At 39.7% G+C, this 14140-nt stretch carries 18 protein-coding genes; 11 read left to right on the forward strand and 7 right to left on the reverse strand.

Annotated elements, in window-relative coordinates; translation table 11 throughout:
• Positions 1-126 precede the first annotated feature (126 nt).
• Entirely contained in the window at positions 127-1845 is a 1719-nt protein-coding gene (locus ACSYTE_RS02285) for a hypothetical protein (protein ID WP_491717100.1), read from the forward strand.
• Positions 1846-1931: 86 nt separating this feature from the next.
• Complete coding sequence (locus ACSYTE_RS02290) at positions 1932-2246, forward strand: DUF7671 family protein (RefSeq protein WP_491717101.1); 315 nt, start codon at positions 1932-1934, stop codon at positions 2244-2246.
• 47 nt (positions 2247-2293) lie between these two features.
• On the opposite strand, the gene ACSYTE_RS02295 is transcribed toward ACSYTE_RS02290, so the two are convergent.
• On the reverse strand, positions 2294-2506 hold the full coding sequence (locus ACSYTE_RS02295; protein ID WP_491717102.1) for a P8 family protein: 213 nt from the start codon (positions 2504-2506) through the stop codon (positions 2294-2296).
• Positions 2507-2660: 154 nt separating this feature from the next.
• Here ACSYTE_RS02295 and ACSYTE_RS02300 point away from each other — a divergent pair, with 154 nt between their 5' ends.
• Positions 2661-3182 (forward strand): TetR/AcrR family transcriptional regulator, encoded by a 522-nt coding sequence (locus ACSYTE_RS02300; RefSeq protein WP_491717103.1) that lies wholly within the window; start codon positions 2661-2663, stop codon positions 3180-3182.
• 58 nt (positions 3183-3240) lie between these two features.
• Here the strand turns inward: ACSYTE_RS02300 and ACSYTE_RS02305 are convergent, their stop codons facing one another.
• The gene (locus ACSYTE_RS02305; RefSeq protein ID WP_219054080.1) at positions 3241-3444 is read right to left on the reverse strand and encodes a cold-shock protein; all 204 of its coding nucleotides are present in this window, start codon (positions 3442-3444) and stop codon (positions 3241-3243) included.
• 211 nt (positions 3445-3655) lie between these two features.
• Between ACSYTE_RS02305 and ACSYTE_RS02310 the strand changes: the two genes are divergently transcribed.
• The 3 genes from ACSYTE_RS02310 (at position 3656) to ACSYTE_RS02320 (ending at position 4784) form a co-directional block, all read left to right on the forward strand.
• Positions 3656-4363 carry an NAD(P)H-dependent oxidoreductase gene (locus ACSYTE_RS02310; protein WP_491717104.1) on the forward strand — a complete coding sequence of 236 codons (708 nt, stop codon included), beginning with the start codon at positions 3656-3658 and terminating at the stop codon, positions 4361-4363.
• Entirely contained in the window at positions 4363-4539 is a 177-nt protein-coding gene (locus ACSYTE_RS02315) for a hypothetical protein (protein WP_491717105.1), read from the forward strand. Before ACSYTE_RS02310 ends, ACSYTE_RS02315 begins: the two co-directional genes overlap by 1 nt.
• 122 nt (positions 4540-4661) lie before the next feature.
• Positions 4662-4784 carry a hypothetical protein gene (locus ACSYTE_RS02320; RefSeq protein ID WP_255552537.1) on the forward strand — a complete coding sequence of 41 codons (123 nt, stop codon included), beginning with the start codon at positions 4662-4664 and terminating at the stop codon, positions 4782-4784.
• Positions 4785-4825: 41 nt separating this feature from the next.
• On the opposite strand, the gene ACSYTE_RS02325 is transcribed toward ACSYTE_RS02320, so the two are convergent.
• Entirely contained in the window at positions 4826-5260 is a 435-nt protein-coding gene (locus ACSYTE_RS02325) for a hypothetical protein (RefSeq protein WP_491717106.1), read from the reverse strand.
• A gap of 78 nt (positions 5261-5338) precedes the next feature.
• Between ACSYTE_RS02325 and ACSYTE_RS02330 the strand changes: the two genes are divergently transcribed.
• From ACSYTE_RS02330 to ACSYTE_RS02340, 3 genes are all read left to right on the forward strand, one after another.
• Positions 5339-6259, forward strand: a complete 921-nt coding sequence (locus tag ACSYTE_RS02330) for a ribonuclease H family protein (protein ID WP_491717107.1) — start codon at positions 5339-5341, stop codon at positions 6257-6259.
• Positions 6260-6295: 36 nt separating this feature from the next.
• Positions 6296-6847 carry a sugar O-acetyltransferase gene (locus tag ACSYTE_RS02335; RefSeq protein ID WP_491717108.1) on the forward strand — a complete coding sequence of 184 codons (552 nt, stop codon included), beginning with the start codon at positions 6296-6298 and terminating at the stop codon, positions 6845-6847.
• A 146-nt stretch (positions 6848-6993) separates the two neighbouring features.
• A complete protein-coding gene (locus tag ACSYTE_RS02340; RefSeq protein ID WP_491717109.1) occupies positions 6994-8361 on the forward strand; it encodes an MFS transporter in 1368 nt (455 codons plus the stop codon).
• A gap of 110 nt (positions 8362-8471) precedes the next feature.
• On the opposite strand, the gene ACSYTE_RS02345 is transcribed toward ACSYTE_RS02340, so the two are convergent.
• The 3 genes from ACSYTE_RS02345 to ACSYTE_RS02355 all read right to left on the reverse strand — a co-directional run bounded on the left by ACSYTE_RS02345 (position 8472) and on the right by ACSYTE_RS02355 (position 10245).
• The gene (locus tag ACSYTE_RS02345; RefSeq protein ID WP_491717110.1) at positions 8472-8894 is read right to left on the reverse strand and encodes a hypothetical protein; all 423 of its coding nucleotides are present in this window, start codon (positions 8892-8894) and stop codon (positions 8472-8474) included.
• 254 nt (positions 8895-9148) lie between these two features.
• The gene (locus tag ACSYTE_RS02350) at positions 9149-9574 is read right to left on the reverse strand and encodes a hypothetical protein (protein ID WP_491717111.1); all 426 of its coding nucleotides are present in this window, start codon (positions 9572-9574) and stop codon (positions 9149-9151) included.
• A gap of 143 nt (positions 9575-9717) precedes the next feature.
• Positions 9718-10245, reverse strand: a complete 528-nt coding sequence (locus tag ACSYTE_RS02355; RefSeq protein ID WP_491717112.1) for a hypothetical protein — start codon at positions 10243-10245, stop codon at positions 9718-9720.
• 166 nt (positions 10246-10411) lie between these two features.
• Here ACSYTE_RS02355 and ACSYTE_RS02360 point away from each other — a divergent pair, with 166 nt between their 5' ends.
• Positions 10412-11644 (forward strand): MFS transporter, encoded by a 1233-nt coding sequence (locus tag ACSYTE_RS02360; protein WP_491717113.1) that lies wholly within the window; start codon positions 10412-10414, stop codon positions 11642-11644.
• Between the two features lie 42 nt (positions 11645-11686).
• On the opposite strand, the gene ACSYTE_RS02365 is transcribed toward ACSYTE_RS02360, so the two are convergent.
• Positions 11687-12007: an HXXEE domain-containing protein gene (locus ACSYTE_RS02365; protein WP_491717280.1), complete on the reverse strand. Its 321-nt coding sequence runs from the start codon at positions 12005-12007 to the stop codon at positions 11687-11689.
• Between the two features lie 403 nt (positions 12008-12410).
• On the opposite strand from ACSYTE_RS02365, the gene ACSYTE_RS02370 reads away from it, so the two are divergent.
• A complete protein-coding gene (locus ACSYTE_RS02370; RefSeq protein WP_491717281.1) occupies positions 12411-14024 on the forward strand; it encodes a BCCT family transporter in 1614 nt (537 codons plus the stop codon).
• The last annotated feature ends 116 nt before the right edge of the window (positions 14025-14140 follow it).

Here is a 14140-nt window from a genome sequence, read left to right on the forward strand (position 1 = left end):
CATCAAAAAATCAAATGTAAAGTTTGCGATAATATTAATTTATAAAACTAATTTTAAGTTATAATAATGGTATCCGTTTCGTTACGGATACTTTTTTATATAATTATAAAATAAAGGGGTATCATCATGGCTAACCAAAAATGGCGGCGGCTTTGGCCGTATTTAATCATCGCGATCGTTGCGTTGATCGAAATTTTGCCACAGATTTTTACTAAGTCGTTCATTGTGGGAATCGATTCGATTTTTCATATGAACCGCTTTTATGATGCTGCAATGCAGATCAAAACTGGGGATTATAATTATTTCCAATCCTTTTTTGGGTATCAACAAACGGGGCGGGTGATCAATGCCCTCTACGGCCCAATTTTTGCTTATTTTAATGGTCTATTACTACTAATTGTTGGGACTTGGTTCAAATTCCAGTTGCTAACCAGTTGGCTGTACCTATCGATTGCTGGATGGTTGATGTATCACCTATCGATTGCTAACCGCGTTAAACAATGGCCAGCAGTGGTAGTGAGTGCGATGTACTTATTATCCTCACCAATGCTGTCATGGGTCTCAGGTTCGCAATTTACAGGACTGGGCGCAATGTTCACGCCGTTGGTCTTACTAGCTGGGACGCAAATGATGCGCAAAGATAAGATCGCCATCATTCCGTTATCACTTTCGATGACGCTCGTGATCCAAATGCATTTGATGACCAGTATCATTTGTGCATTGGCTTTGATTCCATTCTTCATTGTGGCGTTCATTTATAGCAAAAACCGTACTCACTTGGTATTAGACCTGTGCAAAGCAATCGGGTTGACGTTGTTATTGACTGCCAATGTGTGGGGCGGGATGTTAGAACTCTTTAAATCCAACACCTTATTGCCAGTCGCACCACAATTAGTGATGAGTGAAAATGCATTCAACGTGATCAATACCCATTCGTATGTCTTGTTGCCTGTCTATACCGCACTATACTTGTTGGTCACGATCTATGTGATCGTCAAATGGAAGCAATTGAGCCTCTATACGAAGGTCATTTTTGGCAATGCAATCTTATTTCTGTGGTTATCATCTTACTTCTTCCCGTGGAATCTGATTCAAAAATGGGTGCCAGGGGTCTCTTATTACATTCAGATGCCCGCTCGTTTTTACGTCGTCTCATTTGCGTTATTGTTCCTATTAGTCGGAATCTTTTTAACGAACGAGGTCAGTCGCGGGATGCAGGTCGTTAGATGGACGTTAGCGACCCTGGCGTTCCTTGGAATTTTTGGGATTGCAGAGGGGACCGTCATTTTAGGGACGATTTCGTACCATGCAGACCGAGTAATCGATAATAACACTAATTTAAAGGTTCACACTAAGAGTGTTAAAAAGCTGCGAAATTCGTTGAAATCCGATGATCTAAAGTTGGCGCTGAAGTACATGACGAAATCAACGCCTGATTACTTACCGATCAAGCATTCGATTGCACCAGACGACTACTTCCCATTCCATCCATATCACGCCTATACCGTAACGGCGGTCAAAAAGAATCGTTACCACGTTAAAAAGACGGTCACTAAGCATGGCATGAAGGTCAGCTGGAAGAACCCGACGCACCATACTAAAAAGATCTTGTTGCCAGTCTTTAAGTACGGGCACACAACGGTATCGCGCAACGGTAAACCGTTCAAGCACTTTAAGACCTCAAAGGTCGGTGCTTTGATCGTCAGTTCCCATCCTGGAAAGAACCACTTGGTGATTGGTTATCACATCAGTCGCTGGTTCAAGGCCTTAGTCTTAGTTCAAGTCCTTACCTACATTGGGTTGATTGGGACGATGATTTACCGCAAGTTCAAACCAAAAGCATAATTCAAAATAAACGTTGGTCGCCGATTCGGTGCCAACGTTTTTTAAAATAATGTTATGATAGACAAATAAATAAACGGGGTGAAAAAATGAAGGGGAAATATAAAGTAAATCGCTATATCGGGGTGCCAGTGGAAACTGATAACTCCGGCAACTATCAGATCAAAAAAGACGCTGACGGCAGCTTTAAGTTGCACGATTGGCGGACTGGTAAGCATACCAACGGCAAGTTCAAGCAGGTCGGCCAGATTTTCTTGACTGAAAATAATATGAAGGTCGCAGTGGTGGCTTATGAACCGGTTGCTTTTAACCATCGGCACGAATATACACCGTTGCAACGGTTCACCTCTGAATCGGTCAGCGCGGATTTAATTGCGGACGCAAAAAAAGCACTTGATTCCTAAGAATCAAGCGCTCGATGAGTTAAAATATTGGGTTGTTGGAGGAATGACTATTTCTTCAATACCTTTTCGGCATTAGCCTTAACTTCGTCGTCTGACATGTTTTCATACTTATCCATCTCATCGGAAGTCTTGATAGTGTCATGGTTATTGTTTTCCATAAAATGGTCCCACAATGCATCTCTAACTGGGGTATCTGAATCGCTCCAGTCGTATACTTCACTCATCTTTCTATCTAATGTAGTATCTTCTTCAAATGCCATAATAAAATCTCCTTTACAATATATAGAACTCAATTATTATTATAAAGCAATGTTTCAAAAAAGGGTTATAAAAAGCTCAAAAAATTTAAAGATTTGAAATTTTTACAATAGTAATATAAGATTGCAAGAGAAGGAAAAGTGGTGGATTAAGGATATGAGAGATAAGTTAGCGACAAAACGAAAAATTGTTGCTGGAATGATTAAGTTAATGGATACGATGGATTATAAAGACATTACCGTGAAGGAAATCTGTCAAGAAACCAAGATCTCACGAATGACTTATTACCGTAATTTTCATGATAAAAAGGAATTATTAATCTACCACTTTGATGGTTTATTTACGCAGTTTATTCAAGAGGTATCCGCTAGCCATTCACGGACTTTTTTTGATATCGCAACGATTTTTTTTAATTTAATCAAAGCTGATCAACACGTGATGGAGCTTTTGATCAAGAATGATTTGACCATTATCATTCGGGAACGGTTACGTTATTATATTGGCGGATTGATCGATCAAAGGGTGTTATCATTTCGGGAAAATTCTTCTAAATTACTGATATCATTAATCTCTGGCGGACTAACTGAAATTTTAATTACCTGGACTCAAGATGGGATGCAAGAACCAGTCGAATCACTAGTCATTTTTGCTTCTAAATACATGCACTTTAAAAATTGATACAAAAAAACGGTGTGGATAAAATCCACACCGTTTTTCATTAAGTTAGTTAAAAGGATTAACCTTCAACAGGGGTAACGTTAGCAGCTTGTGGGCCACGGTCGCCTTGTTCAACATCAAGAGTAACTTTTTCGCCTTCGTCTAAAGTCTTGAAGCCATCTTTGTTGATTGCTGAGTAGTGAACAAAAACGTCACCATTGTCAGTAGTAATAAATCCGTATCCCTTGTCAGCGTTAAACCATTTTACAGTACCTTGTTCCATAATTAAGAACCTCCATAATTGAAAAATATTGCATGTATCATTAAGCTTGAATCTAAATAAGGAAGTTTTATGCAAAACAAGAACCTTAAAAACTCGAAACTACGTAACACATTGGTATTATAATAGCATTAAATCTTAAGAAAGTCAATCAGTGAACTCGAATCTTTTTTAAGTTAGAATGATATTAATATTAATGTATGGGGATGAGCATTTGAAAACGTTAGTAATTATATCGCATCCAGAGATTGATGATTCGACGACCCAATCGTTTTTACGGGGTGCGACCCGCAATTTAGAGCAGGTCGTATGGCACCCCCTAGATCATGCATATCCAGACTATCAAATCGATGTGCCCAAGGAACAAGCGCTATTGACCAGTGCACAACGGATCATCTTTCAATTCCCACTTTATTGGTATAGCTCACCGGCGTTATTAAAGAAATGGGAAGATGAAGTGTTGACCAGAAACTTTACCTATCAGAATCAAGATGGCAGACTCGCCGATAAGCAATTAGGGATCGTAGTGACGCTGGGGACGGCTGCTAAGAACTACGTTGCTGGTGGTAGTGAAGGATTTTCGATTTCAGAACTCATGAAGCCGTTTCAAGCCGTTGCGAAACAAGCGGGGATGCAGTTCTTACCGCCATTCGTGGTCGATCAGTTCAACTACATGACGGCCGACCAGAAGGCGCGGTTGCTATTTGATTATCAAAACTACATCAATAATCCCAAACCAAACTCATTTGAGGGTCAACAAAGTTGGGTGATTGACCGCTTGCGTGCTAAGGCAGAACGGGAAGGCGATCCACAAAAGCAGTCGTTATTAGAACTGACGATTGACCAACTGGAGAACCAGCAATCTGAACTAGCGAGTTTAAAGGATCAAATCGCGATGATCAAACGGGGGGATGATGAATAATGGATGATCAACAATGGTTATTAGACCAACTCCAAAAATTTGCTGATGAAGAGACCGACTTTACCGATCGCTGCCTATTTGAAGGAGCTAAAAAAATCGCAGCTGAACAAGCAAAGCGGATCCAGCAGGCCAACGATGAATTAGATGGCCGAGTCTGGAGTCCTAATAAGTGGTAATAGCCCATTGCACAAGGCTGAACAAAGCTTATTTTTAGATTTGATTTTAGGGTGGACTTTGTATTATAATTAACAGGTATATTTCAAGAATAAGACAGACAAAGAAAAGGAGCGATAAAGTTATGCGTATTTGTCATCCAAACGGTGTTCAAGGCCGTCGTCCAGTTAACCAAAAGAAGGACAAGAAGAAGAACAAAGAAATTTCAGCATTACAAAAATTCTTAAAGCAAAGTCCTGCTAAGTAAAAATAAAACCCAGTATTTAGATACTGGGCTTTTTTTGTCTTTTATTGTTCCAAGTCGTTGGCATTCTTGGGGATGTGATTATGCTTTGATTTTTTCCGTAATTGATCCTTAAATTCATTAATGTCATCAAGGTGGCTACTTTTCCATTGTTGATATGAAGAATGACTATCCATATCATTGGTCTTTAGTCCCGTGTCTAACCAAAATAATGCTGCGGAGAGACTAGGAAAATTGTGTAGCCACAACGTTTGCCCATTATCTGAATCAAAGGCAACGTACGAACGCGCATGGCGTTTCAAAAACGTTCTTTTACGAATTTTGAAGGCTTCTCGCTTGCGCGTTAGTTTATAGTCTGGCAGAATAAACTTGCCGTTTTTCTCAAATTGGGGAAAACGTTCATTTTGTTGGCTTTTTTTATCCTTAAGCATTGCCCAGGCATCTTGGACGGTGATTAATGTTGTATTTAACTTAGTCATCAAAAAATCTCCTTTTACTTTTATTTTCTCACAAAAAGGCTTAAAATCAAAGTCGGAAAGCTTACCGGAGGCGATATTATGGCTCATAAGTACTATGCAGTTAGAAGAGGAAGAACACCAGGAATTTACAATAGTTGGCCACAGTGTCAAGCAGAAATTACTAATTTTCCGCATGCTAGATATAAGAGTTTCTTGACGAAAGAAGAAGCTGAAGAATTTTTACATCAAAGCGATTATTCAGACAATTATACATCGGATTCTGATCTGGTTGCTCCGATTAGAAATGGTGCCATTGTTGTTTATACCGATGGTGGTTCTAGAAATCACGGCAATGTACGTGGCGGACATGTTCAAGATAACGATAAAGCTGCTTGGGCCTATTTAATTATCATGCCTAATGGGACTAATCATAGCGATGCTGGCTGCGAATTAGGTTCCACTAATAATCGAATGGAAATCATGGCAGCATTAAATGCCTTGCAAGTTTTAGTGCAAAATAAATTGAATAATAATCAGATCGATATTGTTGCTGATTCTAAGTACGTTTTAGATTCGATCACGAAGAATTGGCTTTATGGCTGGGTCAACAATGGTTGGAAGACTAAAAGTGGTAACCCAGTTAAAAATATGGAACTTTGGAAAAAGATGTATGAGTTGTTAAAAGAATTCCCTGATTTGAAATGGCACTGGACTAAGGGGCACGCTGAAGATTCTGGCAACGTGTTCGTTGATAAAAAATTAAATGATGCGATGGATAGGATGGGCGAGTCTGGGACGATCAATGTTGCACGGCCTCGACCAGAGAATCCAGCCCCACATGCCGATCAAGATGTGAGGGACAATGCATTAAATCGAATCGATGACTTCTTAAAGAATGGTTCATCGGGAGCAGAAATCGATAAAAATGCTCCTGACCACCCATTATCAAAAGATGAATCAGTTGATAATATTAAAGATATGTTCAATAAGCTGAAGGGCTTTGATGATAACGATAAGTAGTCGTGTTATCATTGAATTGAACAGGATGGTGGAATCATGACAACAGAACGTGAGAAGATGACGGCTGGTGAAAATTATGACCAGTTCGATCCAGAATTACAGGCCCAACGAACTAAAATGCGGAAAGCATTAGGGGCGTTGAACCAAATTTATGATAATCAAGAATTTAATCGGCAATTAAAGTCACTGTTAGCTGATAGTGGTAAGAACCTATTCGTGGAGAATGGAATTGAATTCGATTACGGATTCAACATCCACGTTGGCGATGATTTTTATGCTAACTACCACTTGACGCTTTTAGACACCTGTCCGATTACGATCGGGAATAACTGTTACTTCGGACCAGACTGTGGATTGTATACCCCAGTCCATCCGATCGATCCAGTTCAACGTAAAAATGATGTTGAAATGGGCGCCCCGATTACGATTGGTAATAACGTCTGGCTGGGTGGCCACGTGACGATTCTCCCAGGAGTGACGCTGGGGAATAACGTGGTGGTCGGCGCAGGTTCCGTTGTGACTAAGTCATTTGGTGATAACGTAGTGATCGTTGGGAATCCAGCCCACGTAATTAAGACCGTTAATTAATTTAAAAAATGGGAAATGATTTTAGCCGTTAGTGGTTAAAATCATTTTTTTGTTGACAATTTGGAAATTTTTTTTATATAATAACCGATAGTGCTTACTTTTAGTTAGGCAAAATATATAAGGAGACGAAATACAATGATTATTTAATGGAAAAGAAAATATCATCAAGTGTTTTATTAGCAATTATTGCATCAGGAGTTATGACGTTTAGTGGGGTGACGGTGGAAACATCGATGAACATCACTTTCCCCACGTTGATCAAGGAGTTTGGCATCGGCTTAAGTGTCGTCCAGTGGATGACTACGATCTACCTATTGGTATTATCGAGCATCATTCCACTATCGCGGTTCTTAAAGGCCCGTTTTAAAATCAGTTCGCTATTTATAACTGCCAACTTATTGTTCCTAATTGGCCTATTGGTGGATGCGTTCGCACCATCATTTATCTTCTTGCTGTTAGGACGGGTGATTCAAGGTTTTGGGACCGGAATCGCGTTGCCGTTAATGTTCAACATCATCCTAGAAAACGTGCCACAAGAGCGATTGGGGGTGATGATGGGCGTAGGCTCTTTGATTACTGCCGCAGCTTCTGCCGTTGGACCAACCTTTGGTGGAATCATTGTTAATACGCTTGGTTGGCGATTTATCTTTATTATCTTAATGCCAATCTTGTTAATTTCATTAGTGATGGGGATGTTTTCAATTCCCCACCTGCGTAAAGAACCACTCGTTGCAGAACGCTTTGATATCAAGAGCTTCTTGTTGATCGTGGTAACATTCGCAGGATTAATCATTGGGATTGATACCATTAGTACCAGTAGCTTCTGGAATCCAATGGTGATCGTTCCGATTGTAATCGGTTTAATTGCATTGTGGCTATTTGTTAGGATGCAAAACCGTTCTGCACAACCACTACTGCGCGTTCACATCTTAAAGAACGCGGCGTATGCTAAGTACGTTTTAGCATTTTTCATCAATCAGCTCATTATCTTGGGCTTAGCCTTTGTGATTCCTAATTATGTTCAGTTGATTAATCACAGTGCCTCTAGTACGGCTGGGTTGATCCTATTGCCTGGAGCCGTGTTGGGAGCAGTGGTTTCACCATTTTCTGGCGCATTATTAGATCGCTTTGGGGCTAAGAAACCAATTTTAAGTGGGATTGGTTTGATGGTGATTGCGCTATTGATCTTGAGCATCTTTTCAAGTCAGCTCAGCAATGCCGTTGTGCTAATCTTCTATACTTTGATCATGATTGGTGTTGGCCTAGCATACGGAAACATCATGACCAAGGGGTTAAGTTACTTAACTGGGAACTTACAAGCCGATGGAAATGCCATCATTACGACCGTCCAGCAATTTGCAGGGGCGATTGGAACGGTGGTCGTTGCAACGATCATTACTAAAACGACTGCACTAGTTGCTGGCAATGGCATTCTAGGCTACACGTTCGCATTGCTCTTCTTGCTTGTGATCAGTGTGATTCAGTTCTTAGTGGTAGCATCGACTAAGGAATAATATGTAATGTGGGGGCTGTGAAGTCAGTCCTAAAATAAATGGTCCTTAGCATAGGAAACTTTTCTTATGCTAAGGACCATTTTTAAATTCATTTGGAAATTAAGAATTCCCTAATTTCTCTTCATGATGGTGCTCCAAGAACCAGGTAAAGTAGAGGTGGAATGGAAGCTAAGCCGCATTCTATTCTTTGATAATAGGTGAACATCCATGGATTCATTAATGCTAACTTGGCCTTGACTAATTTTTTTACCAGTTATTTTGTAACGGTTTTTACCAGTATATTTATAGTGAACCTTAGTCATTGCGGATGGATCAGCTTCGGCAGGATAGTCGAATTGAAGGTAATCCGATGAGGTAAAGTTAATGCGGTACTTTTCGTTCACTCTAGGCCCGTTTGTGTATCCCTTGGTAGAAACCCAACTACCGTGAATACTACTTGGGGTCCCCTTATGTAATGTGGCTGCACTGGCGCTGGCACCTGTAAATAACAGAATGCTAGTTGCTGCTAGCGTTGATAAAATTTTTCTTTTCATTTATTTTCAACTCCAATTATTAATATTTAACAAGTTAATTATACTATAATTTAATCTTTTGTTTCAAACATTACGATAAATTAAAATGGGAATTGCATTCGATAATTATGAGAAGCATTTTGGGATTACTTTCAACAAAAAAGGCAGCATGTTCACCATCACTGAACATGCTGCCGCCTTACCATTGAATTCCTACTTAATAGGCTACTTAGCGTATGGCTTAAAACTTTTTACTTTTTTAAATGTTTCTCCTGCTATAATGACGTGTTTTTGCTTATTTTTTTGATATGTATCTTGGAACGCTTATTGACGGCATACAAGTATTCACTGTAAATATATTTATTCTTACCGACCTTCTTGTATCGACCATTTGCTGCTGCACCATTTATAGCACCTGTGCTGGAGTATTTTTTATTTTGATCGTACCAAAATGGATTGTAATTAATTGGATCGGTCTTAATATCGTTGATAACAAATGCATCCCGATAGTAACTAGTTTCCCGATCAAATTTCGTTTTTCCAGTATTATTTTGGGTTTTGTGCATTTTAGAAATCCAACGGCCCTTCATAAAATGAGGGGTTCCTTTATGCCACTTTGCTGCACTGGCATTGAATGATCCAGTTAGCGTGAAAAAAGATGTGATGGTGATTGCACTAATCCATAGATGTTTTATTTTCATATTAGTCACTCCTTTATAATTAATTTAATTATCCATCTTTTTTATCAATAAATCTATTTATTTTAATGCATTAATGTAGATTTAATTCAATTAACAAAAAGGGATAAAAAATCCATTAATGATGAACGTTTTATCCCATTGTTTTAATATTTAAACTTATATTTCGTCGTAAAATTAACGATCTTACTTGATTGTTTGTAGTACTTACCATTATATTCCCACTTGGTAGGATGCTTTTTCGAATAACTATTGCCGAGGTACACCTTGATTTGCTTGTTGCTTAAACGTTTGACCTTGTAATAATAACGAATCTTACCTTCACGGGTGCTCAAATAATATGTTTTATGCTTCTTAGTATAGGTAAGTCCGCTATTAATGGAACCACCAGCACTGTTGAATGGATTAGCAGGCTTGGTTTTAGTCTTATAAAATAGTCCTGATTCATCAATTGATTTATTTGTAACGAATAGGATGCTCTTTTGGTAACGGGCATCTTCAACTTCTGGTTCGGCGCGAGCGACCTTAGTCACCCAAGTCCCCTTTAACACCTTTGGAGCGCCCTTAATAGTTGTTTTAGCAGCATTAGCGGTGGAGGAACTATTTACCATCCCCACGCCACCCAATACTGTAACAGTTAATGCGATGCTAATTAATTGAGAAAATGGTTTCAATTTCAACGCCCCCTGTAATATGTTTTGTATACTATCAGTATACACTAAAATTAAACATAAGTACTGTAGTTGTTTCATTAAATGGTTTAAAATTTGTTATTGTTTTACAAATTGGGAGTATAATAAGAACATACATTGGTTTAAATTATTAAGAGGGTGTTCACATATGAGTAAGGATTCAAATAGTTGGAACTCCAAAACGCTGTTCCATCGATTTTCCATATTAGCTGTTTCATTGGTCATTACAATTGGGACTGCTGTTTCACCAGCACTACCCGCAATGGCGAAAACATTTTCAAACTATCCGACTTCATTAGTTAACACGGTGGCCACGATCCAACAGATTCCGGCCTTTATCGTGCTATTATTTTCAGCTTCGATTTCTAGAAAATTAGGAATGAAGAACTGTATTGGCTTAGGACTATTGATCATGGGGATAACTGGGATCATTCCAGCATTCATACCGAACCTATGGGTGATCTTAGTTTCGCGGGCCATCTTTGGAATCGGGATTGGTTTATTGAATTCGCTTGCCATTACGATGGTGAACCTATTCTACACTGGCGAAGATCGTTCGCAAATGCTTGGGAACCGGAGTTCATTTGAACAGGTCGGACTTTGTATCATGAACATATCGATTGGGCTATTGCTCAACATCAGTTGGCAATTTTCATTTCTTGCATACATCGTTATCTTTGCCGTCCTCGCATTATTCTGGTTCGTCGTCCCACCATTTACCGACGATACGACCACCCAAGTTAATCAAGCCAACCCCCAAGATAGTGCTAAGCAACGGGTCAACTTCAAGGTCATCGCTGCTGGAGTGATTTGTTGCTTGCTAACCATGGGGATGGCTGCCGTTAGTATCTTGACACCTTCGATCGTTGTCAACGCCAAGATGGGGACTGCGACCGATGCTAGTTTTGTCATTACCATTTTCACGTTGACTAGTATGGTAATGGGCTTCTTGTTCGGAAAGATCTACCAAGTTATCAAGCGGTTCGTCTTCTCAGCAGGGATGTTATTCCTCTCAGTTGGGATGTTACTTATGAACTACGCCCACAGCTTTCCAATGTTGATCATCTCCGTGATGGTCATCGGGTGTGCCTTCCCATTAGCCGGTAACTACCTCTTTAACCTAATGGAAGTCGCTGCTCCGAAGGGTTCGAACGCACTTGCTAATTCCGTGTTATTAGTTGGTTGTAACATCGGGACCGCAATTTCGCCAACCGTGATTTCTGCACTGGGCAGTGTGTCACCATTCAAGGGGACGATGCCTGGGATTGGGATGTTTGGGGCAACGATAATTGCGTTAATGGTCATCTTAATCATTTTCCAAATTATTAGTCATACACCAAACGTTGCGAATAAACGGAACAAATACACGATTCATCAATAGATTAAAAAATCAGGTTGCTAGCCAGCGACCTGATTTTTTTGATTATTTAATTCGACAAAACTTAATGACTTCATGGTAGCGCTTTACTTGCCAAGTGCTGATTACGTACTTAGTGTCCTTATCCTTCAGCAATTGCACTGGTAAGATGATGCTCGTGAAGATACATCCCAATAGGGTTATTAATGCGAACAACAATGTTGACCAGTTCATTGCGTTTATTTGCACTAACTTATTAATGAATACGAGGCCAAGCGGTAAGAACAATATGATTGTGGTTACCATGCTCGGATTGTACCAGGTCTTTAGTTTGATGTTCATTTGAAAAACGTGGCCAACGATTTGAAAGAGGCTAAATAAGATGATCCCTAAGCCGAGTCAATGCCAATTGGGGAAAATGATTGCAATTGTGTAGATCACCCAGGCACTTACTTTGACGACCATGATCGAAAGGCTATTGCCGGGGGAGTGATTCGCCGTTTATGAGCAATTATCTTATGGGCTATAATTTAGGCGTCCCTAAACACATCAATAATATATTTTATATTCGGTTACAATTGTTCTATAATAAACGTTAGAAAATGAAAACATAAAATTTGATAGTCATTTTCAACCCACCACCAACGGTTGTGGACGATATACATATCGCTCGTGGCGAGCTGTTTAGTTTCAAATTTTACTATGTTACTTATTTTAATTCGGTAACATTTTTAATTTTTGAGGAGGATTTTTTATTTTTAGAAATAAAAAGATCAATAAGGTGATTTTTATTCCAACGGTCATTTTATTTATCTGTGTTTCAGCAATATTAATGATTGGCGGATCTTCGATTCGCGGCGTTTTAAATTCGATCTTAGCATGGGTGTCAGGTGAAATGGGCTGGGGCTACATGTGGATCTATGTAATTAACTTCGTTTTCTTTATTTTTATTATTCTTAGCAAGTATGGTGGCATCAAGCTTGGTGATAAGGAAGAAAAGCCAGCCTATGGTAATTTTCAATGGGGTGCAATGGTCTTTGCGACCGCCATTGATGCTAGTATCCTAATGCTTAGTATGGTCGATCCATTGCGTTACTTACAGGATCCACCATTTGGTGCGAAGCCGTATTCGCAAGAGGCGTATGGCCTCGCTCATATGTTAGGGCAGTATAATTGGGGTCCGATGGCCTGGATGATGTTTGCCGCCCCAACGATTGCGATTGGCTACATCCTGTACGTTAAAAAATTGAAGGTCCAATCGTTAAGTGATTCGATCGTAATGCTCAATGGTGATAAGTCATGGCAAAGGGTGTTACGAACGGTCGTTAACATTCTCGTGGTCCTTGGAATCATGGGTGGGGTTGGCGCCTCGGTCGGCCTAGAAATTCCGATTATTTCAAAGGTGTTGAGTTCTTTAACTGGGATTCCAGACACATTGCTACTTAAATTAGTGCTATTTGCAATCTTATTTGTCATCTTTACCTTCACGGTCTTCAAGGGCCTAAAGGGTGGAATCGATAAGCTTAGTAACATGCACATCTGGACGGCATTGATCTTTCTAGCGATTGTGTTAGCGATCGGGCCAACGGTGTACATTTTAAATTCTGAAACCAATAGTATTGGATTGCTAATTCAGAAGTTCATCCCGTTAAGCACCAATACGATCCCCAACGGACGGGCTGATACCACTCAACAAGAAACGATTTTCTACTGGGGTTGGTGGCTATCTTACATGCCATTTATGGGTCTGTTCATTGCCAGGATTTCACGGGGACGGACGATTCGCCAAATCGTAGTCGGGATGTTGACCTACGGGGCGCTTGGTTGTATGAGTTTTTATGCCATCCTCGGTGGTTATTCACTCTGGTTGCAAAAGACTGGGACGCTTGATCTAATCCATATTTTAAGCACCCAGGGACAATCGGCAGTAATTGCAGCGGTCCTTTCGACATTACCATTAAAATTCGTTATGTTCGCACTTTACTGTATCTCGTGTTTTATCTTTTTAGCCACCACGATTTCATCATCGGCCTACGTTTTGTCTTCGTTCACCAGTTTACCATTAGCACGGGGCGAACAACCAAGTCGGGCCAACCGAATGACCTGGGTGGTCATCTTTATCATTTTCTCATTTAGTTTAGTAATGGTCGGGGGATTTGAAACTATTCAGACCTTCTGTACACTAGCTGGATTTCCATTGATGTTCGTGGTGCCATTCATTCTATACTCAATTTGGAAGATGTTGCGCAACGATGAATCGATTAAAACGATTAAGGTCAAACGTTCTGAATGGCGTGAAGTTCGGCGTCAAAACCGTATTCGGCGGAAAAAGATTACTGTTGAGCGGCGCAATGCCGTTGATGGTGATTTGATTTTATCGCCAGATGATCACCATGATGATTAAATAATAATGCTTTAAATTAAAAACATCGGATAAATTTCCGATGTTTTTTTGTATTTAATAAAAAATTAATATATACTAAAAGTGCTACATAATAAAAATCGCCTTTGGAGGTTTGT

This window comes from Nicoliella sp. ESL1120, from assembly GCF_058508515.1.